This window comes from Pseudomonas sp. Sample_10 (assembly GCF_004321495.1).
GTDB lineage: Bacteria > Pseudomonadota > Gammaproteobacteria > Pseudomonadales > Pseudomonadaceae > Aquipseudomonas.
This window is the reverse complement of the sequence record NZ_RCOE01000292.1, coordinates 48,474-64,795: the sequence shown is the minus strand read 5'-3', so window position 1 is coordinate 64,795 and position 16,322 is coordinate 48,474. Positions and strand designations below refer to the sequence as shown.

General features: G+C 59.4%; 12 protein-coding genes. 9 read left to right on the top strand and 3 right to left on the bottom strand.

Annotation, left to right across the window (positions count from 1 at the left end):
- Positions 1 to 52: 52 nt before the first annotated feature.
- A complete protein-coding gene (locus tag D8U18_RS27865; protein ID WP_131109193.1) occupies positions 53 to 1,507 on the top strand; it encodes a D-aminoacylase in 1,455 nt (484 codons plus the stop codon).
- A gap of 122 nt (positions 1,508 to 1,629) precedes the next feature.
- Positions 1,630 to 1,998, top strand: coding sequence for a glyoxalase superfamily protein (locus D8U18_RS27860; protein ID WP_130906215.1), 369 nt, complete (start codon positions 1,630 to 1,632; stop codon positions 1,996 to 1,998).
- A 119-nt stretch (positions 1,999 to 2,117) separates the two neighbouring features.
- On the opposite strand, the gene D8U18_RS27855 is transcribed toward D8U18_RS27860, so the two are convergent.
- The gene (locus D8U18_RS27855; protein ID WP_131109191.1) at positions 2,118 to 4,037 is read right to left on the bottom strand and encodes a methyl-accepting chemotaxis protein; all 1,920 of its coding nucleotides are present in this window, start codon (positions 4,035 to 4,037) and stop codon (positions 2,118 to 2,120) included.
- A gap of 241 nt (positions 4,038 to 4,278) precedes the next feature.
- Between D8U18_RS27855 and D8U18_RS27850 the strand changes: the two genes are divergently transcribed.
- Positions 4,279 to 4,950, top strand: a complete 672-nt coding sequence (locus D8U18_RS27850) for a histidine phosphatase family protein (RefSeq protein ID WP_131109189.1) — start codon at positions 4,279 to 4,281, stop codon at positions 4,948 to 4,950.
- Positions 4,947 to 5,780 (top strand): phosphatase PAP2 family protein, encoded by an 834-nt coding sequence (locus D8U18_RS27845; protein ID WP_131109187.1) that lies wholly within the window; start codon positions 4,947 to 4,949, stop codon positions 5,778 to 5,780. Before D8U18_RS27850 ends, D8U18_RS27845 begins: the two co-directional genes overlap by 4 nt.
- 100 nt (positions 5,781 to 5,880) lie before the next feature.
- Here D8U18_RS27845 and D8U18_RS27840 read toward each other — a convergent pair whose 3' ends face one another.
- Positions 5,881 to 6,147, bottom strand: a complete 267-nt coding sequence (locus D8U18_RS27840) for a DUF6124 family protein (protein ID WP_056854928.1) — start codon at positions 6,145 to 6,147, stop codon at positions 5,881 to 5,883.
- A gap of 540 nt (positions 6,148 to 6,687) precedes the next feature.
- On the opposite strand from D8U18_RS27840, the gene tssI reads away from it, so the two are divergent.
- The 4 genes from tssI to D8U18_RS27820 all read left to right on the top strand — a co-directional run bounded on the left by tssI (position 6,688) and on the right by D8U18_RS27820 (position 13,218).
- Positions 6,688 to 9,249: a type VI secretion system Vgr family protein gene (gene tssI / locus D8U18_RS27835; protein ID WP_131109185.1), complete on the top strand. Its 2,562-nt coding sequence runs from the start codon at positions 6,688 to 6,690 to the stop codon at positions 9,247 to 9,249.
- Positions 9,246 to 11,270: a DUF3274 domain-containing protein gene (locus D8U18_RS27830; protein ID WP_131109184.1), complete on the top strand. Its 2,025-nt coding sequence runs from the start codon at positions 9,246 to 9,248 to the stop codon at positions 11,268 to 11,270. Before tssI ends, D8U18_RS27830 begins: the two co-directional genes overlap by 4 nt.
- A gap of 125 nt (positions 11,271 to 11,395) precedes the next feature.
- A complete protein-coding gene (locus D8U18_RS27825; protein WP_241664361.1) occupies positions 11,396 to 12,952 on the top strand; it encodes a DUF2875 family protein in 1,557 nt (518 codons plus the stop codon).
- Positions 12,949 to 13,218, top strand: coding sequence for a PAAR domain-containing protein (locus D8U18_RS27820; RefSeq protein ID WP_131109180.1), 270 nt, complete (start codon positions 12,949 to 12,951; stop codon positions 13,216 to 13,218). The genes D8U18_RS27825 and D8U18_RS27820 overlap by 4 nt, the downstream gene beginning before the upstream one ends.
- Before the next feature lie 195 nt (positions 13,219 to 13,413).
- Here D8U18_RS27820 and D8U18_RS27815 read toward each other — a convergent pair whose 3' ends face one another.
- Positions 13,414 to 14,820: a DUF2252 domain-containing protein gene (locus D8U18_RS27815; RefSeq protein WP_131109179.1), complete on the bottom strand. Its 1,407-nt coding sequence runs from the start codon at positions 14,818 to 14,820 to the stop codon at positions 13,414 to 13,416.
- A gap of 554 nt (positions 14,821 to 15,374) precedes the next feature.
- Here D8U18_RS27815 and D8U18_RS27810 point away from each other — a divergent pair.
- Positions 15,375 to 16,307: an NAD-dependent epimerase/dehydratase family protein gene (locus tag D8U18_RS27810; protein WP_056854935.1), complete on the top strand. Its 933-nt coding sequence runs from the start codon at positions 15,375 to 15,377 to the stop codon at positions 16,305 to 16,307.
- Positions 16,308 to 16,322: the final 15 nt, after the last annotated feature.

Genomic DNA, 16,322 nt, shown 5'->3' with positions numbered 1-16,322 from the left:
GCCCTGGACGATTACCGCGGCGGCGACGATCACCTGCCGCTGGGAGACTGACATGATGTACGACACGCTGATCCGCAATGCCCTGGTCATCGACGGCAGCAACAGCCCCGGTTACCCGGCTGACGTGGCGATCCTGAACGGGCGCATCGAGCGCATCGGCGACTTGCATGACGCCCGCGCCCGTGAAGAGATCGACGCGGCGGCAAAGGTGCTGGCGCCGGGTTTCATTGACGTGCATACCCACGATGACACGGTGGTGATCCGCCAACCGCAGATGTTGCCCAAGCTCAGCCAGGGCGTGACCACGGTGATCGTCGGCAACTGCGGGATCAGCGCCTCGCCGGTGAGTTTGCGCGCTGATCCACCGGACCCGATGAACCTGCTCGGCAGCGCGGCCGCGTTTGTCTATCCGACATTCAGCGACTACCGCGCGGCGGTCGAAGCGGCGAACACCACGTTGAACGTCGCGGCATTGGTCGGGCATACCGCGTTGCGCAGCAATCACCTTGATGACCTGTTTCGCACGGCAACGCCCGAAGAAATCGCCGCGATGCGCGAGCAGCTTCGCGAGAGCCTGCAAGCCGGTGCGTTGGGTTTGTCCACCGGCCTGGCCTACGCCAGCGCCTTCTCGGCTTCCACCGACGAAGTCATGCAATTGACCGAAGAGCTGACGGCGTTCGGTGCGGTCTACACCACCCATTTGCGCAGCGAGTTCGAACCGGTGCTGGAAGCCATGGATGAGGCGTTCCAAATCGGCCGCCACGCGAAATCGCCGGTGATCATTTCCCACCTCAAATGTGCAGGCGCCGGCAACTGGGGCCGCAGTCCGCAACTGCTTGCATCACTCGAACAGGCCGCCAAAACCCATCCAGTGGGTTGCGATTGCTATCCCTATGCCGCGAGCTCTTCGACGCTGGATCTCAAGCAAGTTACCGATGCCCATCGCATCACCATTACCTGGTCGACGCCGCACCCGGAAATGGGCGGGCGTGACTTGATCGACATCGCCGCCGAGTGGAACCTGTCGTTGCACGAAGCTGCCCGGCAACTGCAACCGGCGGGTGCGGTGTATTACGGGATGGACGAGGCCGACGTGCGCAGAATTCTCGCCCATCCACTGTCGATGGTTGGCTCCGACGGCTTGCCGGAAGACCCGTTTCCGCACCCTCGGTTGTGGGGGGCGTTCCCGCGGGTGCTCGGACATTTCAGTCGCGACGTAGGCCTGTTCCCGCTGCACACCGCCGTGCACAAAATGACCGGGTTGTCGGCGGCGCGATTCGGCTTGAAGGCGCGCGGCGAGATTCGTCAGGGCCATTGGGCGGACCTGGTGCTGTTCGACCCCGCGACCATTCGCGATGTCGCCGACTTTAACGATCCTCAACGGGCGGCCGAAGGCATTGAAGGGGTGTGGATCAATGGCGTCCTGAGTTACCGGGACGGTCAAGCCAACGGGCGACGTGAAGGGCGGTTTCTGGCGCGGGAAGGTGACTTGCGCGACGGGTTTTAAAGGCAATTCGAGCAATGCGTCACAGTGATGGCACATTGAGATTAAAGAATGCCCTCAACAAGCCGAATTGCTGACGTACAGCCCGGCTACACTGTGGGCCATTTCTGTCTGGGAGCAACTCGATGAGCTTCGGCAAAACCACCCCGATCCTGCGGATCTTCGACGAAACAAAGGCAGTTGAATTCTACGTCGACTTCCTCGGATTCAAGATCGACTGGCAACACCGCTTTGAAGCCAACTTCCCGCTGTACCTGCAAGTCTCCCGCGGTGAATGCGTATTGCACCTGTCCGAACACCACGGCGACGCGACACCGGGCTCGGCCCTGCGCATCGAAACCGATGAACTGGAAACCTTCCAGCAACAACTGCTGGCCAAGGAATACACCTTCGCCCGCCCTCACATCCAGGCCATGCCCTGGGGCAGCCAGGACATGACCGTGACCGATCCGTTTGGCAATCGGTTGGTGTTTACCAATGCGATCAGTGTTTGAAAATGTTCAGTGACAGATAGATCCCCATCGCGAGCAAGCTCGCTCCCACAGGTTGCTCACTGAACCTGTGGGAGCGAGCTTGCTCGCGAATGGATCTTTCATTCAGCGCTGACCCGGCGTCAAACGCGGAAGTGGCTCACCATCGCCTGCAATTGATTGCCCAATCGTGCCAGTTCAACACTGGAGGCGGCGGTTTCATCGCTGGCCGCAGCGGTTTGTTCGGAGACGTCGCGCACGTTGATGATGCTGCGGCTGATCTCTTCGGCCACGGCGCTTTGCTGTTCGGCAGCGGCGGCAATCTGTTGGTTCATCGACTGGATGTTCGACACCGTGCGGGTGATGTTTTCCAGTGATGCGCCGGCCTTGCGCGTCAACGCGACGCTGCTGTCGGTCAGGGTGCGGCTGTTGTTCATCACCGCAGCCACTTGCTGGGTGCCGTTCTGCAGGCCGGCCACCAGGCCTTCGATTTCTTCGGTGGATTTCTGCGTGCGCTGGGCCAGGCCACGGACTTCGTCGGCCACCACGGCAAAACCACGCCCGGCTTCACCGGCGCGGGCCGCTTCAATCGCTGCGTTAAGCGCCAGCAGGTTGGTCTGTTCGGCCACGGCCTTGATCACGTCCATGACGCTGCCGATCTTGTCGCTTTCCTGTTGCAGCACGCTCATGGCTTCGGTCGAGCGCACCACTTCGTTGGCCAGGCGCTCGATCTGGGCAATGGCTTCGCCCACCACTTTGTCACCTTCGCGGGCTTCGCCATCGGCGGCCGCAGCCGCTTGTGAGGCTTGCTCGGCATTGCGCGCGACTTCCTGCACGGTGGCCGTCATCTCGTGCATTGCGGTGGCGACCTGATCTGTCTCGATTTTCTGACTGTTGACCCCGGCGCTGGTTTGCTCGGTGACGGCCGACAACTCTTCGGCGGCGCTGGCAATCTGGGTGACGCCGTCGCGGATGCCACTGATCAAATCGCGCAGGGTCACGCCCATGCGTGCGATGCCCTGTTGCAAAACTCCGAGTTCGTCGCGGCGGGTGACCTTGACGTCCTGGGACAGGTCGCCACTGGCAATGCGATCGACCACCGCCAGGGTGTCGCGCAATGGGCCGGTGATCTGCCGGGTAATCAGCACCGCGGCAATGATGCCCACCAGCAATGCCAGTAGCGTGCTGACCAGTTGCAGGGTGCGGGCCTTGGCGCTTTCGGCATCACGACGGTCAAGCTGGATCTGATACAGCTGCTCGCTCAGGCTGACGATGGCTGCGCCCTGGTCGGTCATTTCCTTGCGCGCTTGCACGATATCGCTGTTCGCGGTTTTGTAAGCCTGCAAGGCGTTGCGGTAGTTGCCGAGTGCCGTTTCCAGTCGACGCAGTTCGTCTGGTTGCGCGTCGGCGAAGTGTGCATTGAGGGACTTCACGCTGGCGATCGCGGAGTCGAGTTGGGCGAGCGCTTTTTGCTCGGTCTCGGCGTTGGAGGTGGCGGTGTAGCCACGCACTTCGTAGCGGGCCAGGAGGAAGGCTTCTTTGGCGGCGGTGATGGCCTGGAACTGTTCGAAGCGTTGCTCGCTCGACGGCATTTGTTGTACGCGGATGTTGATGTCGTTGATCAGCGTGCTGGCCGTTTCGGCATTCGTGGTCATGACGTCGCGCGCACTGTTGCCAGCGCGATAAGCGCCGCGCATTTTGTTCAGGGACGTCTTGTAGGCATCGATGACAGTACCTTGCTCCCTGAGCAGCTTGAGATTCTCCGGGCTCTTGAATTTGACCAGCAAAGCTTGCTGTTGAGCGGAAAACGCGTCGAGGGTGGTTTGCACATTTTGTGCGGTGGTTTCGTCACCGTTGGTCAGCATGTATTGCAGGCGCACCACGCGCAGCTTCGTCAGGCCGGCGTTGAGCTGGGTGATGTCGCTCATCCAGTTGCTGCGGTCAATCAGGCTGCCCAGGCTGGTCCAGCCGGTGAGGGCGAGCACGCAGGTCAAGGCCAGTACCAGGCCAAACCCCAGGCCCAGTTTCAGGTTCACGCTGATATTACCGAACCAGCTATTCATCAAAATTCCTCCAGGAACGTAATGTTTCTCGATCGTCGGTTGGCTGGAAGATTGTTGTTTTTGGGGGCCAGCATGCGGTGTAGACGGACTGTATCGGCAGCCATCGCGAGAGCTGAAAGGATTTTGTCGGAGGGATCGTGTAACAAGGTTTTTTTCACATGCGTTTCACCGGCTGCCGACGCCAATCTATTTACCTTCGCCGCATTGAATCAAAGGTTGCATGCCGGCGAGGCGGCTTGATGTGGAATTGAGACTGAATCTGTTCGGAATAAACCGCTCGATCGATTTGAGCGGTTTTGCCCGTTATCACAATGCCGCGGTGGTACTGGCCTCGGCGCTGTTGGTGATCCCCCTCACGGTGTTTCTGTTACGGCCGGCCGCCGTGCCGGACCTGGCTCACGGCAATGTCGCCGGTGCCCGGGCGATGCTGTCGGAGTGGGCCAGGGGCGACCTGATTGTGCTGGTACGCCATGTCGAACGCTGCGATCACTCCCGCGCCGCTTGCCTGATGGGTAACGATGGCATTACCGATCGTTCGCGCAGCGTTGCGCTGGCCGTCGGTGCGCGGTTCGCACAGTTGGGGCTCGACAGCGCCGACATCTACAACAGCCCGGTACTGCGCACGGCGCAAACGGCCGGCTACATGTTCAACAAGGTCAGCAGCGGTGACGACTGGCTGGTCGACTGCAAGGGTTCCATGTTGCGCGATGCGCTGGCGCACAAAGTCGCGGGGCGCAATCTGATACTGGTGACGCACAGCGAATGCATGGTGCAACTGGAGAAAGACCTCAAACAGCCGAACGCCACCCCGGGTTACGGCGCCTCGCTGTTCATCACTGCGGCAGAACATCAAGCGCCACGCATGCTCGGCCTGATCGATGCTTCGGACTGGCGCTCGGTGACAATCCAATGAATTCACTCTCCCGTTATCGCTTTTATGCGGTCAACTTCGGTATCCCGCTGGCCTGTGCGGTTCTGGTGTTCCTGACGTTCGATCTGACCCGCATCGACATCGCCTTCAGCAATCTTTTCTTTGATCCGGTAACGCAAACATTCCCGTTGGACCATGTGCATCTGTTCGAAAAGATCACGCATAAATGGGCACGGATCATTCCGAACTGGACCGGCGAAATCGCCATCGTGGGCGCCTTGCTGTCGTTCCTCTGGCCGCGCCTGAAGGCGGAAAAACATCCGAAGATCATCGCGTTTCTGGAAAAAATAAAAGTCGCGGCAGTGCTGCGGTTTGCCAGCAAGCATCGACGGGATTTTCTCTACGTAGTGTTCGCGTTTTCCATCAGCACCGGTTTGATCCACTACCTCAAGGGCCACACCAGTGTGTATTGCCCCATTGAAACCACCCAGTACGGCGGCAAGATCGAGCACAAGGAGTGGTACGAAAACTTCGATTTGCTGAAGGTCGCCGGTGACGGTCGCTGCTGGCCGGGCGGGCATGCTTCGGGGGGCTTCACGCTGCTGGCGTTGTACTTCGTGGCACGGCGTTATCGCTGGCGTTATTCCAAGGCAATCCTGTACGGCTCGCTGGCGCTGGGATTCGTCTACGGCACCACGCGGGTGCTGCAGGGCTGGCACTACATGTCCCACACGTTCTGGGCCGGGACAGTTGTGTGGCTCGCCTGTCTGCTGACGGCGCTGGCGTTTTATGGGCGGGTGCGGTTGGAGATGCCGGTGCTGCAAAAGGTCGAAGAACCGAGAGTGGTGGCTGAGTCTCAGCCTGTTGGTTGAGACGGTTCGCACAGCTCCAATGTGGGAGCGACGTTGCTCCCACATTGGATTGATGCCGTTCGCAGCTTTTGTGCACAAACAATTATGCGGTGGCGCAGATTTATACCTGCGGATCAACGTTATCCAGCGCCCGGTTTACCGCCAGTTCCGCCAGCATGATGATCTGCGCGATGGCCAATGCGGTGTTGCGCTGAGTGCCGGTCAGGAAGGTGGCGAAATCATTGGTCATGACACTGGCTGAGGCCAATGACTCACAGGCGTGGACGAGGAGGTTTTCGGTGCTGATGTCCGGAAGGACTGTGAAGAACGGGCTTGGGCTGTAGGGCTTTTCGGTTTCGAAGGGCGGATCGGGGATTAACTTATCCATGTGAAAACTCCTACTGGAATTGGAGCCATCACTCGCCGGATCTCAAGCGGCGAAGAGGTGGCAGCTATGTGCAGAGTGAGATCACCGGTAGTAGGCACCCGGCCAGACCGAAGTCTGCCCGCACACAGCCGCCATAACGTTTTACTGGCAGCAGATAAGCTGGCGCCAATTATGGAGGGACTGACTCTAGATGCATACTTATTGCCGGGGATCTCACACCCGATCACTGACTTTTTCAGCGACAACAAAAGACTAGAGAGCCCACTTCCGACCGCCAACCTGAAAAACCTGTGGGATTTTTCAGCTCATTCTGAGCGTCTGTAGGACGCGTCACCCGAGGCGTGATCCTGCCATCGTCCCTCAATGTTCAGATACGCCTTGGCATAGCCTTCGCGTTCACATCCGTCGTTCAGAATTCGTAAAAAAGGAAGCGTCTTACATACAAACTATTTCGAAAGCCTCTTAATTCCCGTGTTTGGGGTTCGCCAGTAGCAGGAGCGCTACGGTTGGCGAACACCGGTTGTTCAGGACGCAGGAAGCTTGTTAATGGAACTGACAAAAATATTCTCGCCACAGAACCGGCGTCTCATCAGGTTCACATCCCCGGTGGCGGGCCAGCAAGAACTGCTGCTCGAAAGCTTTTCCGGTACTGAGAGTTTATCGACGTTATTCAGTTTCGAGTTGTCGCTGCTCAGTCAGGATGCCCGTCTGGAACTCAAGTCATTGATCGGGCAACCCGCACTGCTCGACATTGAATTGGCGACCGGCGAGGCGCGTTACATTCACGGCTACATCAGTCGATTCAGCCTGCAGAACAGTGACGGCGGCCTGGCTTGCTATTCGGCCACCTTGAGCCCCTGGCTGTGGATGCTGTCCCGACGCGTCGACTCGCGGATCTTTCAAGAGCAGAGCATCGAAGACATCCTGCGCACGCTGTTCGCCCACTATGGCGTGCTGCCCAGGTTCGAGTTCCGTCTGGAGCAGCCGCTCAAGTCCCACAGCTACATCACCCAATACCGCGAGAGCGATCTGGATTTCGTCTTGCGCCTGCTGGAACGTGAAGGGCTGTTCTTCTACTTCGCTCACACGAAGGAAGAACACTGCCTGATCATCACCGACCACTCCCGCAACCTTGAGCCGTTAATACAACAACCGCGGATCCGCTACCACAGCGCGGCGGTCACCGAGACCGCCGACTCGATCACCCGATGGAGCAGCCAGCGGGTCTTGCAGTCCGGCCAGATGGCCATCCAGACCTTCGACTACCGGCAACCGCGCAATCCGCTGCCGGTCAGCATGCCCAGCCTCAACGCCCAGGGCGATGTGCCTGCCTATGAAATCTACGACTTTCCCGGTCATTACAGCCACGGTATGCCCGCAGAGGGCGAAGCGCTGGTGCGTCATCGACTCGAAGCCATGGAAGTGCAAGGCAAGACGTTTGAGGGCGCCAGCAACTGTCGCGCCCTGCTGCCGGGTTACACCTTCGAACTGACCCAGCACTTCGATCACGATGCTGATCCCGTGGATGATCGCCAGTTCCTCCTGCTCAAGGTGGAGCACCAAGGCCGCAACAACTATCTGACGGATCAACCGGCGAACTACGACAACCGTTTCGTCTGCATCCGCCACAAGATTGCCTTTCGCCCACCGATCATTACCCCGCGACCGACGATTTCCGGGCCGCTCACTGCCATTGTCGTGGGTCCGGAAGGTGAGGAGGTTTTCACCGACGAGCTGGCGCGTGTGCAGGTTCGCTTTCATTGGCAGCGTCGACAGGATGCCGCACAAGGCACCACCTGGCTAAGGGTTGCCATGCCCAGTGGCGGCGCCGGCTTCGGCCACCAGTTTTTGCCGCGCATCGGTCAGGAAGTGCTGGTGACGTTCCTCGGCGGCGACATCGACCGGCCGCTGGTGACGTCGGTGCTCTACAACGCCGACCATTTTCCGCCGCACTTCAGTAACGCCACGGGGTTGCCGGGCAATCGAACCTTATCCGGGATCCAGACCCGGGAACACCAGGGCAAGGGCTTCAACGAATTGCTCTTCGACGATACACCCGGTGCGCTACGCGCCCGACTGGGCACGACCCATCAGGCCACCGCGCTGAACCTGGGCAAGCTCGTCACCCCGCGCACCGACGGCAAGGCCCAGCCACGCGGCCAGGGCGCCGAACTGCGCAGCGATGCCGCGATTGCCCTGCGGGCGGCCCAAGGGCTGTTGTTGACCACCTACGCTCGCCACGATGCGCAGGGCTCACAACTGGACCGCGAAGAACTGCTCAAGCTGTTGGCCGAGTGCGGCGAACTGTTCCAGGCCCTCGGCCAGACCGCCGCTGCCCGTGGCAGCCCGAAGATCGACACCCAGGGCATCGAGGCGTTGCGCCAGTCGTTGAGTCAATGGCCTGAACCGACCAGCAACAGTCCGGGCGAGCCGGTGGTCGCGATAGCAGCTGAAGCCGGCATTGCCAGTGCCACGCCGCGTTCGCAGGTGCACTACGCCGGTGAAAACCACGACACCACCGCCCAGGACCATTTGCAGCTGAGCAGCGGCGCGGCCATGCGCCTGCAAGCCGGCAAAGGCATCAGCGCCTTCGCCCAGGACGAGGGCATCAGCGCCATCGCCAATCGCGGCAAGGTGCTGGTGCAGGCCCAGGACGACGACATGGTGCTCAACGCGCAAAAGAACCTGCACCTGTCGGCGGCCGAAGGCGAAGTGCTCATCACCGCCCCCACCATCCGCCTGGTGGCCGATGACGGCAGCTACATCAGGATCGGTGGCGGCGTCGAGATCGGTACGCAGGGCAAGGCGATTGTGCATGCCGGCGAGCATGACTGGGTGGGGCCGAAAACCGACAGTGCTTCGGTGCCTACGTTTGGTCGTGACCCCGCCGCTCAACGTCTGGCCTTTCACTACCCCGGCCACGACGACGGCAGCGCTCGACTGGCGGTCGAGCATGCTTACCAAATCAAACTGGAGGATGGCAGTACGGTGCAAGGTCTGACGGATTCAAGCGGACTGACCGAGCAACTGGAGCGCGAGCAGATGCATCAGGCGCAAGCGGCGGCGTTGCGTGACAAAGGCCTGAAAGGAGACAGCCAATGAGCCGCGAAGACATGTATTGCGTGGCGCAACTGACCACCCGCCTGCGGCCCAACTGCCACACCCCACTCAAAATGGAAGTGCCCGCGGACTTGCCGGGGGTGGTGATTTTCCTGCATGGGGTGAATGACCCAGGCGCGTCCTATGAGTCGGTGGAAACCGGGTTGTGCCAGGGGGTCAACGAGCGGCTGGATCGGCCGGATTTGAAGGCGGGGCGGTATGGGGCGGCTTACGGTGCAGCCCAAGACCTGCCGCCTGAAGCGGTGAGCAATGATCAGAAAGCCATTCTCGATGATCCTGATACCTATCTTTATCGCCGAGACACTACCGCCCCCAAAACCCGCAGCCTGATGATCCCGTTCTACTGGGGCTATCGCGCCGCACCGGAACACGTCAAACGCGATGACGCCGGTGATCCACTGCGCATGCGCAACCAGTTTCAGGATATCCACGGCAATCGCCTGGATCGCCACTTTGCCAAGGCCGGTGGTTTTTTTGTCAATGCCACCAACAATCTGCAGGAAATGTATGGTGAAGGGTTCAAGCCCAACTGGAAAACCGCCACCGTCGAACGAGCGAGCCCGAACAATTATCTGCTGTTCGCCAACGCACCGCTGCGGCATTACTTCGTGTTCGCCGCGCACCGATTGGCGATGCTGATCAGGGAAATTCGCCGGGTATCACCTGATGAAACCATCAGCATCATGGGCCACAGCCAGGGCACATTGATTGCGCTGCTGGCCCAGGCCTTGTTGGTGGACAAGGGCCAGCGCTGCGCCGACACCCTGATTCTCGTGGACTCGCCTTACAGCGTGCTGCCCAAGGTCACCCCCAAAGACCATGACACTCTCGCCACGCTGATCCGTATCGTCAGCGCGGTGACGCAAACCCCTCATGCCCAGCCTCCGCTCTGCGCGCTCCGTGACAGCAAAACCTATGGCGGGCGCAGCGGCCCGCGCTGGTCGCCAACGCAAGGTAGCCGGCCGGACAAGGTCGGCAACCACACGGTTTTTCCCGAGCGCGACAATCGCGGCAAGGTGTACGTGTATTTTTGCCCCGACGACACCACCGTGGCGCTGGATGATGTGCAAGGCATCGGCACCTACGGTGTGCCGGATGCCACACCCGACGGGCGACCGGCGATGATGGCGCTGCAGTCTCTGGGCTTTTATCAACGACTGTGGACCAAACGCCATCGCGACGGCGAACCGGTGCTGGTGGGCAAACCACCGCAACCCGAGTTCATCCGCGCGCCGGGCGAGCACCGCTATCCGGGTGCCTCCTTTGTCACCGGAGTGGCCTCGCAAGCGCCGATTGCCAAGGGGCAGGAACGCCTGATCAATGCCGAGGCCCTGACCCCGCCCCATGCGCCGCAGATGTTTGTCGGCGAAGCGATAACCGGCAGCCCGACCACTGCCGGCATGGACAAACCCGATGAGGTGGCCAAAAGCATCGCCCTGGGCAAAGACGCCGCGACCTTCTTGTGGATCAGAATGCCCGTCGAATATGACGCGCCCAACACCACGCAGCAGGAGGCGCTGGCGCGCTTTAACGGGTTGTCCGAAGACCCGGAAGACCACACGCGCGCCGTACGCAAAGGCGCGGCCCGCACTCGCACCAGTTCTTTTCACGAGCGTGAAGAAACCCCGCGCGAGGCTCGCGCACGCATGGAACACGACCAGGAGACCTGGGGGACCAACTCCTACCACTCGGCGATCCTGCGCAGCCCGGAAAACCAGCGATGGGTGACGGCGATGGACATTGCCATTGGCCAGGCCCACTGCCTTGACGACCCGGAGATGCGTGAGGTGTTGGTGGCGATTGCGGATTGGAAGATGGATGAAAAACAGTTCGAGCGCACCAGGCTCTTGCCAGGTTGGACGCGACTCAGCGCTGATACACAGGCGCTGGTGAAATCCAGTTACCTGTATTACCAGTTCGGCGTATTTCCATCCTCCGCGTTGGTTCCGTTGTCGCCACCCGCACTGCTTGCCGGTGTTTCTAAAAAAGGAGGTGCCTTGTGAGCAGCCTTCAACGCCGATCCCGAACGTTGCCAAGGGTCAAGCCGTACCTCTGGATCGCTGGAATATTGTTGATCCTTTGGCTCGGCTTCGTCTGGCTTGTCCAAATCAAGGCACAGGAACTTAACATGGAACTTCGTGACATGAACCCGGTAATGCGTTGGGGCATCGCTGCAATTTTAGGTCCGTTACTGCTGGTTTTCAGCGTTCACTGGTGGGGTAAAGCCGTGGCCAGTGAACGGGCGGGGCTTGCCGCCTACAAAGCCGACGTCATGAAACAAATCGCCGAGCGGCAGGCCACCCAAGCGCGGACTTATGCCCTGGAAATACGAGGGGTGGGGCTCGGAATTTATCAGGATCATCAATCTGAAATCTGGCAATCCATTAAAAAGAAAAACGACAACTTTGCTTCTATTTACTCACGAGACCCCAAGGACTACACGGACTCACTGGACTTCAGAGAGATCAGTAGAGATATCAAAATCCGTGTTTCATTCAAACATTCGGCAGGCGAGTCAGTGGCGTACTGGCCAATCCCGGTATTTTCCATCGCACCGCCCAAGCAACCCTCAGATACTGGGGCCGCAAGCAATATACTCAGCGGGCGCAATGCCGCCACGCTTGGTGTCACGCTGTTTTTGTGGCAGGACGCGGAGAATACGACCCATGCCCAGGGCATGATCGAGCGACTGTTCCGGTTCTTTGATGACAATCCCCAAGTGCCCCAAGCCTTGATCGTGAGTGAGGACGGTGATGTCACGCGAAACGGTTTGCGCGTACCAGGCACTCCGGGATTGCAGAATGGCCATATTGTCCCCACCGTCTACGAAAGCATGGCCGGGCTGTTGGTCACCCGCTCAGATCGGGTGGATCGATATATCCGTCGTTATGCCACCCATGAACGTGAGGACAACCAGAACAAAGACACTGATTTGGGCAAGCTGTGGGCGTTTTACTGGAAGCAATCCCGAGAGTTTTTAGATGTGTACGAAGAGGCGGAGCGTGCCAAAGGCGCTCAAGATCCTTTAGCCCCCGGCACCATGTCCACCGCCTACTGGCAATCCCAACTCCCCACCCTCTGGCAAACCATCAGCAACCGCGGGCCGGGAGAATTCCAACCCTCGCCCTGGCTACCCATCCGCTGGGCCCAGCACCAGGTCAAAGAATTCGACGCCGCGCCGGTGCTGGGTTATCTGCACCGACCAATTAAGGTTTCGATGCAGGATGAACACGGCAAGCGGCTCAAACCGGCGTTGCAGGCCAAAGCCCTGCAGGCAGGCTGGCTGCAAGCCTTGGATACGTTGCCTGAAGGGCAGAAACCGGTCCGGGTGTTCTACGACACGACCGACAACCGCGACGCTGAAATTGCCCTGACCATTGCCTTGCATGGCCTGAATACCGACGGCCACGGTATCGAGTTGGGCAATGTCGACGAGGGTTACGACATCGGGCGGCGCCTGGGCAATACCGGGGTCAGTGGGGCGCTGGTGCAAATCAACCTGGCGACCATCGCCAGTTACCTGGACGGCGGAAGCAGCGCGGTGGTCTACGCCGGTCAGGACGGCAGCCTGACCGTGCAAATGATCCACCCGCCGGACGAAGCGCGCAAAGAAAAGAACCGCGAGAACCGTGGTACCGACCCGTTCAAGTTCGGTTCCCCTAACGGCGGCGTACCCAGAACATGAGCCATCCCATCTGCCTAGGCGATGCCACCAGCAGCGGCGGCACCGTGGTTTCCTGCCAGCTTGAAGGCACGCATACCTTCAATGGAAAAACTCCGGCGGTGTTGGGCGATAAGGCCAAGTGTCCGCTGCATCTGGGCGAGTTTGCCTTCGTCGAAGGGCATCCGCGCCGGCGTATGAACGGCATTCCGGTCGTATTGCAGGGCCATCGACTGGCCTGCGGTTGTCATGGCGTCGCGAGTAATGCTCGGAATGTGCGGGTAAGTTAGGTCGAAGCCACTGTGATGAATCAGGATTGTCAGGCGCCGCCAGCTGCATTTGATCAAACAAAAAAAAAGCCCGCGGGAGGGCGGGCAAACCGTAGTTTCTTGAATGAGCGAGGCCAATGTACAGGTTGTGGCTTCGAGGCGGGGTGAAGAAAAGTTCATCTGGAGGAACGCCACGGGCCAGACATCTCTGGACGGTCAGGGCAAATGATCCGCCGCAAAATCGGCTTCCGATCGCGCATGCAAACGACCCTTGCGACAGGCCTGCTGGAAAACCTCGAAGTCGCGCTCGTTCTGTTCGGTATAGCCTTGGGCATATTTGTAAAGCGCATCGGCCAGCGCCTCGCCCTTGCCGATGTAGCCGCTGATCTGCGCGGCGTATCCGGACGATTTGGCATGGGCGCGGGCCAGGGCGCGACCGCAAAGTCGACCGTAGGCTGCGAAAGCCTCTGCATCAAACGTTTCGAGTTCGGCCGAAACCTTCATGTCGCGTAACTGACGCACGTAAAAGTGACGACCGCTGGGGCCGGTGGTCCAGCCAAGGAACAGATCGCTGGCCGATTGCATCAAGCGCTGACCGTCGACCACGCGCTGCCCCTCATGGCGGACCCGCGACTTGGCTCTCACGTAATCGGCGAGGACGGAACGGCGTGCTTCCTTGAATTGCAGGAACAGCGGGAATTGCTGTTCGTCGGTCAACAGCGCCACCATGCAACGGGTGCCGACACTGCCGACACCCACCACTTTGAACGTCATGTCTTGAGCGGTGAAGCGTGACAACAATTCACGGCGGTCGGCTTGCAGCGTGCCGCGGTAGTCGCGCATGAACGTGTCGAACAACGGTCGCCAGTCAGACAGTCGCAACCAGTCATCGTCGGCATCCAGCAACGTGGTGTTGTTGTGCAGGTGAAAGATTTCCGGCAAATCATCGCGAATGATCAGGCGACTGTGGTTATCGCGTTCGCTGATTTTCGGCAGCAGTTCGGCATGGGTACGATGTTCGGCTTTGTCGATGGCACGTTGCACGTGTTCCAGGGTGTTTTTGCTCGCCTGTTCACGCAAATCGCCGTAGGTGATGGCCTCGTACCAGGTCTCCAGGGTGCTTTGTTCGGCGCACTCGAGCATGGTCTCCTGATAGGCCCCCAGCAGCTCATGACAGATCGAATCTTCGACCGATTTGCCGTGGCGCAAGTCGCGGGCGGCCACCACAAAACTTGTGGCCAGACGCTTTACATCCCACTCCCATGGCCCTGGATGAACTTCATCAAAGTCATTGACGCTGAACAGCAGGTTGCGTTCGGGTGTGGCGAAACCACCGAAGTTCATCAGGTGACTATCACCACAGATCGGCGAGACCAATCCCATATCAGGCGTGTCTGCCAGGTCATGCGCCTGCAACAGCGCGTTGCCACGGTAAAAGGTGAACGGCGACTCCAGCATGCGCCCGTAACGCAACTCGACCAGCGACTTGATCCGCCCCTCACTCGATGCCTTGATCAGCGGAATCGGATCGCGCTTGGCTTTGCCCGACGTCGCGTGGGCACTGCGGGGGCATTTCTTGCGCGCATCTCTGCCTTGTTTGAAACGGTCTTTGAGGAGGCTCATGTGGGCTCGTTCGGCGGGGGAGAGTGGCTTTGCCGATTGAGTGTAGAAGGGCTTTTCGCAAAATAATCATTCTGCGCTTTAGGCGCCTGTATTTTTGTTGAGTTTGCACAAAACTGCGAAATCGAAAAGCCGAGGGAGCGCATTCAGAGAATGCTCGCCGCTGTTGAGGTGGTGATTGCGCGTTATCCTCAGTATCGAGAACAGGCAACACATGTCGTCGGTGCCATTGAACAGGCTGCGGCACCGTTTGCTGTGACGTTTGGCTGATTCGCACGAGCGGGTGGGTACGTTTGTCCGAATGGATCCGATTTGTGTCGTCAATAAAATGACGGAATCGCGCTTTTATTTGCCGTACGGCGGCAAAGTAGACAAGCTATTGACAGTGTCCGTGGGATCTCCCATTATCTGCCGCGTTTTGATGGCCTTGCGCCATAAAAATGTCGGTGGTGACTGGGCAGTTCCCCATGGTTCGCAACCGCAGTACGATACAAATGCCTACACCGTCAGCGGGCTTCAAAAAGGAGCGTCCGCTTGAATCTTCAGGAAGAAATTTCATGTTCGTTGAGCGCGTACTGGTTACTGGCGGAGCGGGATTCATTGGATCGCACCTTGTAGAAGCGTTGCTGGCCAAGGGTTACAAGGTTCGAGTGCTGGATAACTTGTCGACCGGCAAAGTCAGTAACCTGCCGATGGACAATGCCAACCTGAACCTGGTGGTTGGCGATGTCGCAGACAGTGCCGCAGTGGCCCAAGCGATGCGCGATTGCAGTGCCGTCGTTCATTTGGCGGCGGTGGCTTCGGTGCAAGCGTCGGTGGATGATCCGGTCGGTACACACCAAAGCAATTTCGTCGGCACGCTCAACGTTTGTGAAAGCATGTTGAAGGCTGGTATCAAGCGCGTCGTGTTCGCCTCCAGTGCTGCCATTTACGGCAACAACGGCGAAGGTTCGGCGATCGACGAAGACACGCCAAAATCGCCACTCACACCCTATGCCAGCGACAAGTTGTCCAGCGAGCATTACCTGGATTTCTATCGCCGTGAGCACGGCCTGGAGCCGGTGATCCTGCGCTTCTTCAACATCTTTGGCCCGCGCCAGGATCCGTCCTCGCCGTACTCCGGTGTGATCAGCATTTTCACCGAACGGGCGTTGAAGCAACTGCCGGTGTCGATTTTCGGTGACGGTGAGCAGACCCGCGACTTCGTCTATGTCCTGGACCTGGTGAGCATCCTGCTGCAAGCCGTGGAGACCAGTGAGCCGCGTCCTGGAGCGGTGAACATTGGCCTCAGCCGCTCCACCAGCCTCAATGATTTGATCGCTGAACTGGGGGTTGCCACCGGCAATCCTTTGACGGTAAACAAACAGGCGCCACGTCAAGGCGACATTCGCCATTCGCGCGCCAATAATGCTCGCCTGCTCGAGCGCTTTGATCTTCCGGAACCGACTTCCATCGGCAACGGTCTAGCGCAACTCATCCGCAGTTTGTAACTCGGTCGGCTTAAG